The organism is Marichromatium purpuratum 984 (genome assembly GCF_000224005.2).
Taxonomy (GTDB): Bacteria; Pseudomonadota; Gammaproteobacteria; order Chromatiales; family Chromatiaceae; genus Marichromatium; species Marichromatium purpuratum.
The window spans coordinates 3,135,945-3,150,945 of the sequence record NZ_CP007031.1; the positions used below are offsets into that span (position 1 = coordinate 3,135,945).

Here is a 15,001-nt window from a genome sequence, read left to right on the forward strand (position 1 = left end):
TCCTTCTGCACTACGAGAGCGAAACCGAGACCATGACTGGAGAACGGCTTTTGTTGAGCGGCGACGACGCAGTCGCCCTGGGAGCGCTGCACGCTGGGGTGCGGCTGGGCACCGGCTATCCCGGCACGCCCTCGACCGAGATCCTCGAGACCTTCGACCGCATCGGCGGCCGCGCCCAGTGGTCGCCCAACGAGAAGGTCGCACTCGAGGTCGCCTGCGGCTCGGCCTTCGCCGGCGCGCGCACCATCGTCACCATGAAGCACGTCGGCCTCAACGTCGCCGCCGATGCCCTGTTCACCGCCACCCACACCGATGTCGACGGCGGACTGGTGATCGTCTCGGCCGACGATCCGGGCATGGCCTCGAGCCAGAACGAGCAGGACAACCGTCACTACGGTCGTGCCGCCGCCGCGCCGATACTCGAGCCGATCGACTCGCAGCAGGCCTACGACTTCACCTGGCTCGGTCTCGAACTCTCCGAGCGCTGGAAGATCCCGGTGATCCTGCGTCTGACCACTCGTGTCTGCCACGCCAAAACAGTGGTGCGTCCGCGCGCGCCGCATCAGGACGACAGCGCGCTGCGTTTCCGGCGCGATGTCCCGGCGCGGGTGATGATCCCCGCCTTCGCCAAGCCGGCACATCGTCGACTGCGCCAGAAGCTCGCCGAGATCACTGCCTGGAACGAGGCCGAGGGGCCGATCACCCTGCACCAGGGCGATCGTGCGCTGGGTATCGTCGCCACCGGCGTGGCCGCCGTGCATGCCCGCGAGGCCGCGCCCGATGCCTGCCAGCTGACCATCGGTCTGACCTACCCGCTGCCGCTCGAGCGCATCCGCGCCTTCGCCGCCAGCGTCGACCGTCTGGTGGTGATCGAGGAGGGCGACCCGGTGCTGGTCGACAGCCTGCGCGCCGCCGGCATCGATGTCGAGGGCAAGCCCGAACAGTACCGCTTCGGTGAACTCAATGTCGCGCGCGTGCGCCGCATCCTCGCCAACGACACCAGCCCCGAGAGCGAGCCGCCGGCGGGCAAGCCACCGGAGCTGTGTCCCGGCTGTTCGCACCGGGTGGTGTTCGAGACCCTGCGCGATCTCGACTGCATCGTCTCGGGCGACATCGGCTGCTACACCCTCGGCGTGCTGCCGCCCTTCTCCGCCATGGACACCTGCGTGTGCATGGGCGCGAGCGTCGGCGTCGGCCTCGGGCTGCGTCACGTCCTCCCCGAGGACGAGGCACGCCGGGTGGTCAGCGTGATCGGCGACTCGACCTTCGTCCACTCCGGGCTCACCGGCATCGCCGAGATGGTCTACAACCCACCGGCCACCGGTCACGTGGTACTGATCCTCGACAACGCCACCACCGCGATGACCGGCCAGCAGGAGCACCCGGGGACCGGTCGCCTGCTCGACCACAGCCCGACCAACCGCATCAGCTTCGAGTCGGTGTGCGAGTCGATGGGCGTGGCCAACGTCCACGTGCTCGATCTGCACCGCGGCGCCGACGACCTGCGTCCGCTGCTCGAGGATCTGCTCGCGCGCAACGAGACCTCGGTGGTGATCACCCGTCAGCCGTGCGTGCTCGCCGCGCCGAAGATCCGGGTCTACGAAAAGGCCGCGGCCGAACAGGCCGAGTGCGCCACCGCGACCCAGGACTGAACCCGAGCGTCGGCGCCCGACACCGGCACCGACGCCGTCCCGAACGTCGGGTGCGCGCCACGGCGCGCGCCCGCACCTTGAGCGAGAAGATTCGATGCAACAGGTCAAGAACATCGTGATCGCCGGACTCGGCGGCCAGGGGGTCATCAAGGCCTCCGACATCCTCGCCGACGCGGCCTTCCGCGCCGGTTTCGACGTCAAGAAGAGCGAGCTGCACGGCATGAGCCAGCGTGGCGGCTCGGTGAGCAGCGACGTGCGCTACGGCACCGATGTGCTCAGCCCGATGGTGCCGCCCGGCGAGGCCGACGTGCTGCTGGTGCTCGAGGCCACCCAGGTCGAGATCAACCGCCCCACGCTGCGTGCCGGCGGACTGCTGATCGGCCCGGATGTCATCGAGCCCGGCGCGCTGCGCAACCGTAAGAGCCTCAACGTCGCCCTGCTCGGTGCACTCTCCACCGCGCTGGAGATCGATCTGGGGCACTGGGAGGCGGCGCTCCACGCCAACCTCGCCGAAAAGCTCCACGCCATCAACGAGCAGGCCTTCGCGCTCGGGCGCGAGGGCGCAACACGCCACCTCGGTCAGTAACGATCGGCAGGGGCGCGGCGCGCCCCGTCATCCGCCAGCCAGAGCGGATCGGTCCGGGCATGCCCCCGGTCGACCCAGATCAAGCGATCAAGAGGACATCCATGTTTAAAGAGCTTTGGAACGACGCCGCCGGAGGCTTCCACCCCGCAAGCGCCCCCGACTATCTGCCCGAGCAAGCACTGCGCGAGGTACAGCTGCGCCGACTGCGCGCCGTGGTCGAGCACGCCTACAAGAACGTGGCGCTGTTCCGCAGTCGGATGGAAGAGCGGGGCCTCACCCCGGAATCGGTCCAGAGCCTCGCAGACATCGCCAAGCTGCCCTTCACCGTCAAGGCCGACCTGCGCGACACCTACCCCTCGGGACTGTTCGCCGTACCCATGGGCGACGTGGTGCGGCTGCACGCCTCCTCCGGCACCACCGGCAAGCCGATCGTGGTCGGCTACACCCGCGAGGACATCCAGGTGTGGTCGGAGGTGATGGCCCGCGCACTGGCCTGCTACGGCCTGCACCGCGGCGACATCGTCCAGAACGCCTTCGGCTACGGGCTGTTCACCGGCGGGCTCGGCGTGCACTATGGCGCCGAGACCCTGGGCGCGACCGTGGTGCCGATCTCCGGCGGCAACACCGACCGCCAGCTGATGGTGATCCGTGACTTCGGTGTCTCGGCGCTGTGCTGCACCCCGAGCTACTTCGCCCACATGCTCGAGCGCGCCGAGGAACTCGGTGTCGATCTCCCGGCCTCGTCGCTGCGCGTCGGCGTGTTCGGCGCCGAGCCCTGGAGCGACGCGATGCGCCGTCACATCGAGGAGGCCGCCGGGATCCGCGCCTACGACATCTACGGGCTCTCCGAGATCGTCGGCCCTGGGGTGGGCTGCGAGTGCACCGAGCAGCACGGGCTGCACCTCTTCGAGGATCACTTCTATCCCGAGATCATCGATCCCGAGAGCGGCGAGCCGCTGCCCGACGGCGAAGAGGGCGAGCTGGTCATCACCACGCTGAGCAAGCGGGCGATGCCGATGATCCGCTACCGTACCCGCGACATCACCTCGATCATTCCCGAGCCCTGTGCCTGTGGTCGCACCCTGCGACGGATGCGTCGCATCGAGCGCCGCTCCGACGACATGTTCATCATCCGCGGCGTCAACGTCTTCCCCTCGCAGGTCGAGGCCGCGCTGCTCGCCGTCGAGGGCACCCTGCCGCACTACCAGATCATCCTCACCCGCGATCACGGCCTCGATCAGATCACCGTCGAGGTCGAGGTCACCGCCGAGGTGTTCAGCGACAAGGTGCGTGCGCTCGAGGAGGTACGCGCCCGGCTGGCGCAGTCGATCGAGCGCATCATCGGCATCCGTGTCATGCTCCGTCTGGTCGAGCCGCGCACCATCGAGCGCAGCCAGGGCAAGACCAAGCGCGTGATCGATCGCCGCCACGACTGAGCGGCCCCGTCGTCGGCGACGACGGCCAGGAAGATGCACAAAGGGGAGTCGAACCCATGAAACTGCAACAACTGTCACTCTTTCTCGAGAACCGCCCCGGCCAGCTCGGGGCGCCGCTGGAGGCGATCGCGGCCGAGGACATCAATATCCTCACCCTGTCGCTCGCCGACACCGCCCAGTTCGGCATCCTGCGCCTGATCGTGCGCGAGTGGGAGCAGGCCAAGCAGATCTTCGAGCAAGGCGGCTGGGTGGTGAAGCAGACCGAGGTGGTCGCCGTCGACGTGCTCGACCGCCCGGGCGGCCTGGCCGGCGCGCTGGCGGTGCTCGAGGCCGCCGAACTCAACATCGAGTACATGTACGCCTTCTCGCTGCGCCGCGACGACAAGGCGATCCTGATCTTCCGTTTCGAGGACCCCGACCGCGCCATCGAAGTCCTGCTCGAGCACGGGCTGCACGTGGTCGAGGCCGAGGAACTGATGCGTCACGTCGGCTGACGCCAACCACAGACCCCATGCCAATGTCCAACCAAGACCCCGACTGGTCGAGCGAGAACCGTATCTGGAACCGCAGCGCCGAGACCCTCCCGCGCGAGGAGATCGCGGCGCTGCAACTCGAACGACTGCGCGCCATGGTCGAGCGCGTGGCCCAGGTGCCCTTCTACCGCGATCAGTTCAAGCACGCCGAGATCGGCCCGCAGAGCATCCGCTCGCTGGACGATCTGCGGCGCCTGCCCTTCACCACCAAGGACGACCTGCGCCGTCACCAGCCGCTCGGCTTCCTCGCCGTGCCGCGCAAGGAACTGGCGCGCATCCACGGCTCCTCGGGCACCACCGGCGTGCCCACCTTCGTCGCCTACACCGCGCAGGACCTGCGCACCTGGTCGGAGCTGTGCGCGCGCTTCCTCGTCGCCGGCGGACTGCGCCCGGCGCACACCGCCCAGGTCGCCTTCGGCTATGGCCTGTTCACCGGTGGCTTCGGCCTGCACTACGGCATCGAGCGGGTCGGCGCGGCGGTGATCCCGGCGGCGGCGGGCAACACCCGACGCCAGATCGACATCATGCGCGAACTCACCCCAGAGGTGCTGATCTGCACCCCGAGCTACGCGCTGACCATCGCCGATAGCGCGCGCGAACTCGGCATGGATCCAGCCACCCTGCCGATGCGTTACGGTCATTTCGGCGGCGAGCCCTGGACCGAGGACATGCGTCGCGAGATCGAGGACCAGCTCGGGCTGCAGGCGTTCAACAACTATGGACTCTCGGAGGTGTTCGGACCCGGGGTCGCCGGCGAGTGTCCGCTGCACGACGGCATGCACATCCAGGAGGACCACTTCATCGTCGAGTGTCTCGACCCCGAGACCCTGGAGCCGGTCGCCGAGGGCGAGCCAGGCGAGCTGGTGATCACCAACCTCACCCGCGAGGCCACGCCGCTGATCCGCTACCGCACCCGCGACATCGCTCGGCTCTATCGCGAGCCCTGTGCCTGCGGCCGCACCACCATGCGGATGAGCCGGGTGACCGGACGCACCGACGACATGCTGATCATCCGCGGCGTCAACGTCTTCCCCTCGCAGATCGAGGAGGCGCTGTTGCGCGTCGAGGGCACCACCCCGCACTATCTGATCGAGGTCGACCGCCCGGGCACCCTCGACGAGGTCCACGTCAAGGTCGAGATGCGCCCGGAGATCTTCTCCGATCGCATGGACCGGATGCAGGGACTGTGCGAGCACATCAGCCGCGAGATCCAGACCGTCGCCGGCATCCGTGCTCATGTCGACCTGGTCGAGCCGAGATCGATCGAGCGTTTCGTCGGCAAGGCCCGGCGCGTACTCGACAAGCGCCGGCTCAACGACTGACCCAAGGGCCATACCCCAGGAGAGAGCATGACCATGATCCATACCGCGCGCCGAACGCGACTCCCGGCCGGGCTGCTGCTCGCCACCCTGCTGCTGCCGCTGCTCGCCATCGCCGGCGACGGCTACTACATCGAGACCGTCAATCGCGGCTCGGCGGTGATGAGCGAGGGACCGCAGGAGAGCCTTACCAAGACCTACATCGCCGCAGGCAAGATGAAGGTGGTCAACAGCGGCGAGAGCGCCGACAGCATGATCCTCGACCCCGAGTCCGGGGTGATCACCTTCCTCAACGACGGTCTGCAGCAGTACTTCACCATCAACGTCGACGACGTCGCCAAGGCGATGGCCGACCCGAGCATGGCGCAGATGCGCGCGATGATCAGCGAGACCAAGGTGAGCGTCGAGGACACCGGCGAGAGCCGCCGGATCGGCGACTGGGAATGCCGCAAATACGTGGTCACCAAGCAGGGCATGATGCAGGTCGAGCAGGAGGTCTGGGCCACCGAGGAGATCGATCTCGACGTCCGTCCCTATACCCGGATGATGCGCATGGCCGGCGCCGGCGACATCCCCGGCGGCGCCGAGCAGATGGCCGAACTCGACAAGATCAAGGGCTTCCCGATCCTCACCGTCAGCACCATGAACATGATGGGCACCGAGGTGCGCACCGAGACCGAGGTCACCGCAGTACGCCAGGAGACGATCGCGACCGACTTCTTCACCGTCCCCGACGACTATCAGCTCAAGGAGATCGGCATGGGCATGGCGCCCCCGGCCGGACACCCACCGGCGCACTGATCCGCGCCCCGTGGCCGGCGAGCGCTGGCCACGGCATCCAGATCAGCCCACCCCCGCCCGCGCCAGCGAACCGATCGCCACCCGATCGTACTTACCCGAGTCGAGTAACGGCAGTGCCGCCACCCGCAGCCAGCGCCGTGGCCGCTCCGACCCGGACAGCGGCCCCGCGCACCACACCGCCAGCTCATCGGCACTCGCCTCGCCACTGTAAACGGCCACCAGCCGATGCCCCCACACCGGGTCTTCGAGCGCGACCACGGCCAGCGCCGTGACCCCGGGCGCACCGGCGAGCACCGCCTCGACGCGAGCGAGCGAGACGTTGTTGCCGGCGATCACCCGTAGGTCGTCGGCACGCCCCTGGACCCAGAGCGCGCCCTCGGCGGCGATCCAACCGAGATCCGAGGTCTCGAACCAGCCATCGGTCAGCCCCTCACCGGGACGACGCTCGGGGTTGGCATAGCCCTGCATCAGCACAGGCCCACGCAGCCACAGCCGCGCCGGTGCCTCGGCCTTGCCACCGCGCGCCGCACAACCGGGTAGCAGCGCCCCGATCCGTCCGGGCGACGGCGCCGCGTGCAGTCGCGCCGAGGTGGCGATCTGCGAGCCGGTCTCGGTCATCCCGTAGGTCACATACAGCGGCCAGCCGGCCTTGAGCGCGCGCGCGGCGAGCGCCGGGCTCAGCGCCTGCCCCCCGACCATCACCACCCGCAGCGACGCCGGTGGCCGCACGCCGTGATCGAGCAGACGCGCCAGCATCGGCGGCACCAGCGAGAGATGGGTGATGGCGTGCGCATCGAGGTCGTGCGCCACCCGCTCGACGGCGAAACCCTGGTGCAGCACCAGGGCCGCACCGGCCAAGGCGCAGCGATAGGCGATGGCGATGCCGCCGACATGACTGGTGCGCAGACAACACAGCCAGCGATCAGCGCTGCCGAGCCCGAGGCTGTGGTTGCAGCCAAGCGCCGAGGCGAGCACGGCCTCGGCGCCGAGCATCGCCGCCTTGATGCGCCCACCGCTGCTGCCACTGGTACGGATCAGCAGCGCCGGGGGGCTCGTCGGGTGCGTCCCGGGCCCGGGGCCGAGCCGTTCGAGGCGGGCGTCGAGCGGATCCCAGTGCCACTCGGCCGCGGCCAGTCGCGCCAGGTCGGCGCGGGCCTCGGGATCGAGTCCGACGCGATAGGGGAAGAGCGCGGCGCCGAGCCGCGCCAGGGCATGCTGCATCAGCAGCAGATCGAGCGCCGGAGCATCCGGGGCGAGCACCAGCTCACCCGCGGCCAGCCCCTGATCACGGAGCAGCCGGGCACGCGCCATGACCTCGGCGCCGAGCCGATCGTAGTCCCAGCGCTGATCATCACAGACCAGCGCCAGCCCGGTGCCCGAGCACCAGGGGGCGGCGGAGAAGTCGGGGGGGCGAGTGCGCACCGGCATGCCCTGCGGGGCATGCGGGAGTGCGTCGGACATCGGTCTACCAGCGGACCTCGAAGACGCAGGCCTCAGCGCCATTGGCCTGGCAGGCGGTCTCGGTGACGCGCGCCTCGCGCTGCACCAGCTTACGATAGAGACGCTCGAAGGTGCCGGCGTAGAAGTCGCAGAGCGGGTGCTCGGCACGGGCGCCGGCGCAGATCGGACCGTCCTCGATGACGAAGCGCGGCGGATAGGCCGGCAGCGCCTCGAAGCGACCGGACCCGGCGAAGGTCCAGGCGTTGCGCCGGATCGCGGTCATCAGCACGCGGCTGGCCAGCGGCGCGGGCAGGATCTTGAGCAGACGCTGCGCCGGGCGCGGGATGCGCCGGGCGAGCAGATAATCGCCGGTACGCGCCCCAGCATCGCGCGAGACCGCCTTGGCCCCCTCGACACCGATCAGCTCGCGCAGCGCGATATGGAGTCGGGTCACCTCGCGCTCATCGACCATGCTCTCGGGCATGGCATCGAGGTAATGTGCCAGACCCGCGGCCTCGAGCAGCGCCACGACGCGCTCGCGTCCCTCGAAGGACTCGAGCGCCTCGGCGATGCGGATGATGGCATTGGGGCCGACCCGTCCCGGGGCCGGAGCGGTGGTATTGACTGGTTGATTCATTGCACTAGGATCGATCGCCACTGCGTACTGCCCCAGCCATTCGAGCCGCCCCGCTCGACACAGAGTCCGTGGAGCATGTAACGCCCCTCGGGGGTAACCCGGATACCATCCTGGCTGACCTCGACCAGTCCACCGTCGCCATCGCACAGCAGACGATCCTGATCCTCCTCCAGCGCGGCGGCCGACGCGGCGGGCAGACGCATGTTACACATCAGGGAGACCAGCGCGTCACGGCGCCGGCGCTCCCGCTCACCCAGTCGCCGTCCTGCAGCAACCGGCAGTTGACCGGCATCGAGCCGACTCCGCCAGGCGCGCAGATCGGGCTCGTTCTGCACCAGCGCATCACCCAGCTCACCTACGCCACTGGGACCGAACGCGAGTACCTGCGAGGCCGGCAGCGGGGTATAGCCGATGGCGGTGCGATGCAGCTGACCGGCGCGTTGGGCGACGGCTAGTTCATCGCCCTCACGCACGAACATATCGAGTCCGACCCAGCGATAACCGGCCTTGGTGAAGGCCTCGACCGCCTGGCGGAACAACGCCAGCTTCTGCCCGGCACTCGGCAACATCGCGACATCGATGGCGTGCTGGTGGGGACGGCGAACCGGATCGTGATTGTAACTGAAGCAGGAGATGCGGTCGGGGGCGAGATCGATGACCTGATCGAGGGTGATGCGAAAACTCTCGGCGGTCTGGAAGGGCAGGCCATAGATAAGGTCGAAGCTGATGTTCTCGAAACCGGTGTCACGCGCGGTATGGTAGACATCGCGCACCATCCCCAGCGACTGCAGCCGGCCAATGGCGCGCTGTACATCGGTGTTGAGGTCCTGCACCCCGAAGCTGACGCGCTTGAAACCGAGCCCGTAGAGCAGGTCGAGCTGGCCGGCCGAGGCGCGACGGGGGTTGCACTCGATCGAGGTGCAGGCGTCGGAGGCGAGCGAAAAGTGGTGCTCGACGATCTCCATCAACCGGGCGAGCTGGGGTTCGTTGAGATGGTTTGGGGTTCCACCGCCGACATGCAGCTGTACCACCCGGCGTCCGCGCCCGATCAGCTCGGCGACCCGCCCGAACTCGCGCTCGAGGGCATCGAGATAGCCGTCGACCTTCTCCTCACTGTGGGTGATGGTGGTATCGCAGGCGCAGTAGAGACAGCGCACGTGACAGAAGGGCACGTGGACGTAGAGCGCGAGGTCGTCATCCGGGGCACTTGCCAGCTCGGCGAGTGCTTCTCGGTAGAGGGTTTCGCAGAAGGATCGGTCGGAGACCAGACCCGAGGGAGAGAACGGACATCCGCTCGAGGATTGGCCATACCGGTCGAGCAACTCGAACGGCACACTGGTAGAGAGAGGCGCCATGTGTCAAACCTGTTTTCAGGTTGTGCCGCGAACATTCCGGGGATCGACGCGACGGACCAGGCCGTAACCACCCCAAAGTGTCGCAGTCTCGAATCCATCCATATCCGACTCGGAATGTCCGGCGGATTCACGGGCCTCGTGGAAGAGGACGCGCGAGCGCTGGACGGCCAGCACGACTCGATCGGTCTCTCCGCAAGAACCTGGCTCAGGATGCCTTTCACAGCCCTGTCTAATGGCCGAAAGGCATCTTGCAAGCGCTTGTCCGGGCGGGATTTTAATGGATCGAGCAGACCGACGGAATCGTCGACCCAGGCTCTGAATTCCACGCGACCGCGCCGCGCTCACCATGGCTGGCACCGGGGATTATACGTCGACTGCAAACGAAGCTCTACCTTGTCACGGTTGGTCGCGAAAAAGTTCCCGGCACCCTCGCGCCCTTGTGCCAGCCCCTCGACCGGGCGGCGTGCAGCAACCCTCAGAGTCCTGAGGCCCAGCCGGTTCGTCGAGCACAGGAGGAGGCGGCATAACCGCCGCTCTCGCCACCCTGCGGGCGGGTGCGCGGCAACGCCGAGCGCAGCACGCCACTATCCGAACCCGAACCGCCCAGATCATCCTTGGCCGCGTCCTGGCGATTCGGCAACGCCCAGGACCAGAGCGCCTCATCGGGCAGCGGCAGCACCAGCAGCCAGTGCTCGAGCAAGGCCAGGGCGAGCAGCGTGGCCGCCAAGGTCAGACGCACCGCGGCGGCGCCGGCCGAATGCGGCGCCAGCGCCTCGAGCACCATCAGTACCACCACCACAGTGGAGACGGTGATCGAGACCGGAAAGAGCAGATTCATGCCGCGACTCGGCATGTAACTCTTGAGATAGCGCAGATGCTCGGGCAACCAGTCCTCATTGAGGTTGGGCACGCCGAGGAAGAGGTTGAGCTTGGCGCTCCAGCGCATCAGCCACAGCACCACAAAGGTCCAGACCCCGACCTGGTTGGGCTGCTCCCAGGCGATCAGGATGAGGAACACAGCGGTGGCGATGATCGCCAGCTCATGATAGAGGCTGGTGAGTACGGCCAGCCAGAAGCGCTGCCAGCCACGGCAGTCCTGGGGGCAGGCGAGCTTGCGCGGACCGGTGAGGAAACCGGTGAAATAGCTCATCTCCAACACCCCCCAGACCACCAGACCGCAGGTGAAACCGGCATAGGCGGCAAGACGGCCGTCGTGCAGACTGCTCAGGGCGAAGCCGAAGATCGCCACGGCCAGCACCACGATACCGCCGAGCATGGTCCAGCGGAAGGTACGACGCGGCAGGTTGTCCAGATAGAGCACCACGCCGGTGCCCAACCACCACAGCCCGAGCGCGAAGAGGACTGGGAAACCGAAGTCGGTCATGCGATGCGACCCATTCTGCTGCTGAGGCGAGCCGCAGGGCTCGCCGATATCACCGAAGCCATTCGCTGCTCGGTCGCATCAGGGTCGATACGCGCGAGCAGGCGCGTCCCCACGCGGGGACGCGCCACGAATGGACTCACTGGGAGACCGGCTCGGCGTCCAGGAGTTCGGCGAACACGCCTTCGTTACTCTCACCGAAGGCGCGCAACCGGATCAGGATTTCGGTTTCCGGGTCCTCCAGGGTGATCGCACCGTCGGCACGACGCGCTACCTGGAAGGGTGCCCCGGCCTCGGCCTGATGCAGCATGCGCTCACGCCCCATACTGCGCAGTACGCCACGCACGAAACCACCCTCGACGGGCGCAAAGGTCTCGATCAGCTCGCCGGTGGCGTCGTCGTAGACGGCGAGCACGTCCTCGGGCTGCGACTCGAAGCGCAGATCCCTGGTCTCGACCGCCGGCGCCACCGGGATCTGCTCCGGCGACATACCGGTGAGACGCGCGATGCTGATCATCAGGATGATCGAGCCGAGCAGGATCGCGACCGCGATCAGCACGCCCCGCGGAAACGGGCGTTCACCAAATGGATCACTCAAGATGAGACCTCGTCAGGAAGCGGCTGCGGGACTGGACTCGGCCTCGCTGTCGCTCGCGGCATCCTGCGCCTCTCCGCTCTCGGCGAAGGCCTTGAGCGCATCGGCCAGGATTCCGGCGATCCGGTCGACGTCCGGGATCGACCGCAACATCGGACGTGGAGGCGAGAAGGTCCAGGGACGGACATGGGGCCAGAAAAGCACGTAGGAAGGACGCGCGGACTCGGCGAGCAGCAAGGGGATGTCGCCACAGCCGTCGGCGTAGCGACGCAGATCGGCCGAGCGGATCTGCGCGAAGGGCAGATTCATCATCATCGGCAGCGCCACACCGATCCGCATCACCACCCGACGCGAGGTGATGGTGTAGACCGTGGTCCGCGCCATTCCCCAGGCCAGCAGCGCGAGGGCACCGATGGCCAGCACCGCCAACAGGGCGATCCACAGCGATCCCTGCACCACGGCGGCAATGCCGCCCTGCTCCGCCCACCCGAATGCCAGCAGCACTGCCAGCAGCAGAAAGTAGACGGCGATCTTCCTGACGTGGAAGACGCGCCGCGCCAGGACGTTCCAGCGCGGCGCGCCCTGCCAGAGCAGCTCCTCACCAGGAGGAAGCTGCTCGGGCAAACCCCGAATAGGCTCGAAGTCGTATTCCTTCACAGCAGGGGCTCTGCACGCTCTTCGGTGGCGTAGAGCTTGCCCGCGGCATAGAAGGCGCAGACCTTGTCCTCTTCATAGAGGGTGATGAGATCGGGGTTGGCCAGGGTCGGCACCTTGGCGAAATGCTCACCACGCAGCGACAGCACCTTGACCTTGCCTTCCTTCTTGTTGAAGCGGCAGAAGTTGATCGGCAACAGCACCTGCTTGCCACCCTTCGTGGTCTTCAGCTCGAGATAGCGGATCTGCGGCTCGGCGCGATCGATCCAGGCATCGGTGATGGTGCCACCGACCTCGCCGTCGAGACCCACCACGGTCATGCCACGCGGATCGGGATCCTTGCTGGAGATGGAGAAATCGGTGGCCACACGCAGCGGCACGATCTTCGGACGACCATCCTCGGTGAGGTCGGGGTGCTTCTCACGGTTGGGCGAGGAACCCGGGCCGACGCCAGCGGTCATCGGATCGCCGATCGGCTCGATCGGAGCGCCGAGGAAGGGTGCGACCGGCTTGGCCTTGAGGTTGGTCTCAGGGGCCTTCGGGTTCGGCGCCTGCACGGTGCCACCGTTGTGCGGCAGGATGAAGGTCTTGGGCGCGGGCAGACCAGGGAAGCCGACGACCTTGACACGACCGCCGGAGCGCTCGGTGCGGTCGGAATCGAGCGGATAACCCTCGCGCTTGTCTTCCTGGCGCAGATAGTAGATCAGACCAGCGAAAAAGAACCAGAATGCCCAGATCGCTAGCTGGGCAACATCGATGTATTCAGTGATGGCAGCAGACATGTTGTGACCTCCGTAGGACAAATGGCCAGCCGGCTAACCGGCCAGACCGAAGCGCGATGACCGCCTTGGACCGGGTCGATGGGCCAGACCCGCAAGCGGACCAGTGACGACCAACGTGGCAGATGAAAAAACGAACTCGCGTGATGTGACGACTCCATAACCGGTCTCGACCGGCCCCCTCCCCGCCCCGTGGCGCGGCCCCGACACACCCACGCGCGGCGTGGGCAGTGTGCACTGCGCCCTGGGGCAGACACTCATGCCGGCACCAGCTCCAGGGCCTGAGAGGTGTAGAAGCCGACCATGACCCGGTGGGTACGACCAGGCTTCCAGCCGCTGAGTCGAGGCTCAGCGGCGATCAGCGCCTGCAGTCGCTCCAGACTCACCGGCACGATCGCCGGCGAACGGTCGCTGCGCGGGAACCACTTGCCGACGGCGTGCATCAGTGCCAGCAGCGGTGTCCGCGGCGCAAAGGTGAACAGGATCGATCCGCTGGTGCGCTCGGCGATCCCGGCGAGCACATCCACCACGTCCTCGGGGCTGTAGTGGATCAGCGAGTCCATGGCCACCACGTAATCGAAGCGTCCGTGGGCCGGGTCGAGCATGTCACCGGCCTCGAAATGGACCACGCCCGGTTCCAGATCGGCCGGCAGACGCTCGCGCGCCACCTCGATCAGGCTCGGCGCCACATCAATGGCACAGACCTCGGCGCCGCGGCGCGCCGCCTCGACCGAGAGCATCCCGGTCCCGCACCCGGCATCGAGCAGGCGCTTGCCAGCGAGATCCCCCGGCAGCCAGCTGAGCAGGGTGTTGCGCATGTCGTCGCGCCCGGCGCGCACCGTCTCGCGGATACGCGAAACCTTGGCATCCGAGGTCAGCTTCGACCAGGCCTCGGAGGCGGTGCGGTCGAAGTAGGTCTTGATCTGACTCCGACGCTGTTGATAGGAACCCTCGGCCATCAGTCAAACCCCAGAAAATCGAAGATGTCGCGATCGCGCATCGGTCGCGCGTCCAACGGCTCGACCCCGTCCCAGAGCTGCTGGGCGAGCTGCAGATACTGCTGCTGCGCGGCCTCCAGCCCGGAGTCCGGCTCCGGCTGCATCTCGAACACGGTCGACTTCTTCAGTCGGCTGCGACGGATGATGTCGAGATCCGGCAGGTGCGCCAGACGCTCGAGGCCGACGGCCTCGATGAAGCGATCGATCTCGTCGGTCTGACGGCTACGGTTGGCCACCACGCCGCCGAGCCGTACCTTGTAATGCTTGGCCTTGGCCTGGATGGCCGCGGCGATGCGGTTCATCGCAAAGATCGAGTCGAAATCGTTGGCGGTGACGATCAGCGCGCGATCGGCATGCTGCAGCGGCGCGGCGAAACCGCCGCAGACCACGTCGCCGAGCACGTCGAAGACCACCACGTCGGTGTCCTCGAGCAGATGATGCTGCTTGAGCAGCTTCACCGTCTGACCGACCACGTAGCCGCCGCAACCGGTCCCGGCAGGCGGACCGCCGGCCTCGACGCACATCACCCCGTTGTAGCCCTCGTAGACATAATCGGAGGGACGCAACTCCTCGGCGTGGAAGTCGACCGACTCGAGCACGTCGATGACCGTTGGCACCAGACACTTGGTCAGGGTGAAGGTCGAGTCGTGCTTGGGATCGCAGCCGATCTGCAACACCCGCTTGCCGAGCTTCGAGAAGGCCACCGACAGGTTCGACGAGGTGGTGCTCTTGCCGATCCCGCCCTTGCCGTAGACGGCAAAGACCTTGGCCGATTCGATCTGCAGGTTGGGATCGAGCTGCACCTGCATGCTGCCCTCTCCGTCCAGGTACTTCG

The 15,001-nt window shown here is 67.3% G+C and carries 15 protein-coding genes; 6 read left to right on the forward strand and 9 right to left on the reverse strand.

All coding sequences use genetic code 11. The features are described from left to right. The first annotated feature begins 32 nt into the window (after positions 1–32). From MARPU_RS13615 to MARPU_RS13640, 6 genes are all read left to right on the forward strand, one after another. Positions 33–1,652: a thiamine pyrophosphate-dependent enzyme gene (locus MARPU_RS13615; protein ID WP_025275359.1), complete on the forward strand. Its 1,620-nt coding sequence runs from the start codon at positions 33–35 to the stop codon at positions 1,650–1,652. A gap of 94 nt (positions 1,653–1,746) precedes the next feature. After that, a complete protein-coding gene (locus MARPU_RS13620) occupies positions 1,747–2,238 on the forward strand; it encodes a 2-oxoacid:acceptor oxidoreductase family protein (RefSeq protein ID WP_005221259.1) in 492 nt (163 codons plus the stop codon). A gap of 101 nt (positions 2,239–2,339) precedes the next feature. Beyond that, positions 2,340–3,674 (forward strand): phenylacetate--CoA ligase family protein, encoded by a 1,335-nt coding sequence (locus tag MARPU_RS13625; RefSeq protein WP_005221250.1) that lies wholly within the window; start codon positions 2,340–2,342, stop codon positions 3,672–3,674. A 56-nt stretch (positions 3,675–3,730) separates the two neighbouring features. Beyond that, the gene (locus MARPU_RS13630) at positions 3,731–4,168 is read left to right on the forward strand and encodes a hypothetical protein (RefSeq protein ID WP_005221249.1); all 438 of its coding nucleotides are present in this window, start codon (positions 3,731–3,733) and stop codon (positions 4,166–4,168) included. A 23-nt stretch (positions 4,169–4,191) separates the two neighbouring features. Then, positions 4,192–5,529 (forward strand): phenylacetate--CoA ligase family protein, encoded by a 1,338-nt coding sequence (locus MARPU_RS13635; protein WP_005221248.1) that lies wholly within the window; start codon positions 4,192–4,194, stop codon positions 5,527–5,529. Positions 5,530–5,556: 27 nt separating this feature from the next. Beyond that, complete coding sequence (locus MARPU_RS13640) at positions 5,557–6,327, forward strand: DUF4412 domain-containing protein (protein ID WP_005221246.1); 771 nt, start codon at positions 5,557–5,559, stop codon at positions 6,325–6,327. A gap of 42 nt (positions 6,328–6,369) precedes the next feature. Here MARPU_RS13640 and MARPU_RS13645 read toward each other — a convergent pair whose 3' ends face one another. The 9 genes from MARPU_RS13645 to bchL form a co-directional block, all read right to left on the reverse strand. Then, positions 6,370–7,788, reverse strand: a complete 1,419-nt coding sequence (locus tag MARPU_RS13645; RefSeq protein ID WP_005221244.1) for an AMP-binding protein — start codon at positions 7,786–7,788, stop codon at positions 6,370–6,372. 4 nt (positions 7,789–7,792) lie between these two features. Beyond that, positions 7,793–8,404: a bacteriochlorophyll 4-vinyl reductase gene (gene bchJ / locus MARPU_RS13650; protein ID WP_005221243.1), complete on the reverse strand. Its 612-nt coding sequence runs from the start codon at positions 8,402–8,404 to the stop codon at positions 7,793–7,795. Continuing rightward, positions 8,401–9,759, reverse strand: coding sequence for an oxygen-independent coproporphyrinogen III oxidase (gene hemN, locus MARPU_RS13655; RefSeq protein ID WP_005221241.1), 1,359 nt, complete (start codon positions 9,757–9,759; stop codon positions 8,401–8,403). The genes bchJ and hemN overlap by 4 nt, the downstream gene beginning before the upstream one ends. Before the next feature lie 475 nt (positions 9,760–10,234). Next, on the reverse strand, positions 10,235–11,143 hold the full coding sequence (gene puhE, locus MARPU_RS13660; RefSeq protein WP_005221235.1) for a putative photosynthetic complex assembly protein PuhE: 909 nt from the start codon (positions 11,141–11,143) through the stop codon (positions 10,235–10,237). A 136-nt stretch (positions 11,144–11,279) separates the two neighbouring features. Beyond that, positions 11,280–11,738 carry a photosynthetic complex assembly protein PuhC gene (gene puhC, locus MARPU_RS13665; protein ID WP_005221234.1) on the reverse strand — a complete coding sequence of 153 codons (459 nt, stop codon included), beginning with the start codon at positions 11,736–11,738 and terminating at the stop codon, positions 11,280–11,282. Positions 11,739–11,750: 12 nt separating this feature from the next. Next, positions 11,751–12,392 carry a photosynthetic complex putative assembly protein PuhB gene (gene puhB / locus MARPU_RS13670; protein WP_005221233.1) on the reverse strand — a complete coding sequence of 214 codons (642 nt, stop codon included), beginning with the start codon at positions 12,390–12,392 and terminating at the stop codon, positions 11,751–11,753. After that, positions 12,389–13,171: a photosynthetic reaction center subunit H gene (puhA, locus tag MARPU_RS13675; protein ID WP_005221232.1), complete on the reverse strand. Its 783-nt coding sequence runs from the start codon at positions 13,169–13,171 to the stop codon at positions 12,389–12,391. Before puhA ends, puhB begins: the two co-directional genes overlap by 4 nt. 254 nt (positions 13,172–13,425) lie before the next feature. Then, positions 13,426–14,127 (reverse strand): magnesium protoporphyrin IX methyltransferase, encoded by a 702-nt coding sequence (bchM, locus tag MARPU_RS13680; RefSeq protein ID WP_005221231.1) that lies wholly within the window; start codon positions 14,125–14,127, stop codon positions 13,426–13,428. Further along, positions 14,127–14,975, reverse strand: coding sequence for a ferredoxin:protochlorophyllide reductase (ATP-dependent) iron-sulfur ATP-binding protein (gene bchL, locus MARPU_RS13685; RefSeq protein WP_232229554.1), 849 nt, complete (start codon positions 14,973–14,975; stop codon positions 14,127–14,129). Before bchL ends, bchM begins: the two co-directional genes overlap by 1 nt. Positions 14,976–15,001 lie beyond the last annotated feature (26 nt).

Excerpts from the sequence above, each read along its gene's own strand:
- MARPU_RS13620 (WP_005221259.1), top strand. The coding sequence starts at position 1,747 with ATGCAACAGGTCAAGAACATCGTGATCGCCGGACTCGGCGGCCAGGGG.
- MARPU_RS13615 (WP_025275359.1), top strand. The coding sequence starts at position 33 with ATGACTGGAGAACGGCTTTTGTTGAGCGGCGACGACGCAGTCGCCCTG.
- bchL (WP_232229554.1), bottom strand. The coding sequence starts at position 14,975 with ATGCAGGTGCAGCTCGATCCCAACCTGCAGATCGAATCGGCCAAGGTC.
- MARPU_RS13645 (WP_005221244.1), bottom strand. The coding sequence starts at position 7,788 with ATGTCCGACGCACTCCCGCATGCCCCGCAGGGCATGCCGGTGCGCACT.
- MARPU_RS13625 (WP_005221250.1), top strand. The coding sequence starts at position 2,340 with ATGTTTAAAGAGCTTTGGAACGACGCCGCCGGAGGCTTCCACCCCGCA.
- MARPU_RS13635 (WP_005221248.1), top strand. The coding sequence starts at position 4,192 with ATGTCCAACCAAGACCCCGACTGGTCGAGCGAGAACCGTATCTGGAAC.
- puhA (WP_005221232.1), bottom strand. The coding sequence starts at position 13,171 with ATGTCTGCTGCCATCACTGAATACATCGATGTTGCCCAGCTAGCGATC.
- bchJ (WP_005221243.1), bottom strand. The coding sequence starts at position 8,404 with ATGAATCAACCAGTCAATACCACCGCTCCGGCCCCGGGACGGGTCGGC.
- MARPU_RS13630 (WP_005221249.1), top strand. The coding sequence starts at position 3,731 with ATGAAACTGCAACAACTGTCACTCTTTCTCGAGAACCGCCCCGGCCAG.
- puhE (WP_005221235.1), bottom strand. The coding sequence starts at position 11,143 with ATGACCGACTTCGGTTTCCCAGTCCTCTTCGCGCTCGGGCTGTGGTGG.
- bchM (WP_005221231.1), bottom strand. The coding sequence starts at position 14,127 with ATGGCCGAGGGTTCCTATCAACAGCGTCGGAGTCAGATCAAGACCTAC.
- hemN (WP_005221241.1), bottom strand. The coding sequence starts at position 9,759 with ATGGCGCCTCTCTCTACCAGTGTGCCGTTCGAGTTGCTCGACCGGTAT.
- MARPU_RS13640 (WP_005221246.1), top strand. The coding sequence starts at position 5,557 with ATGACCATGATCCATACCGCGCGCCGAACGCGACTCCCGGCCGGGCTG.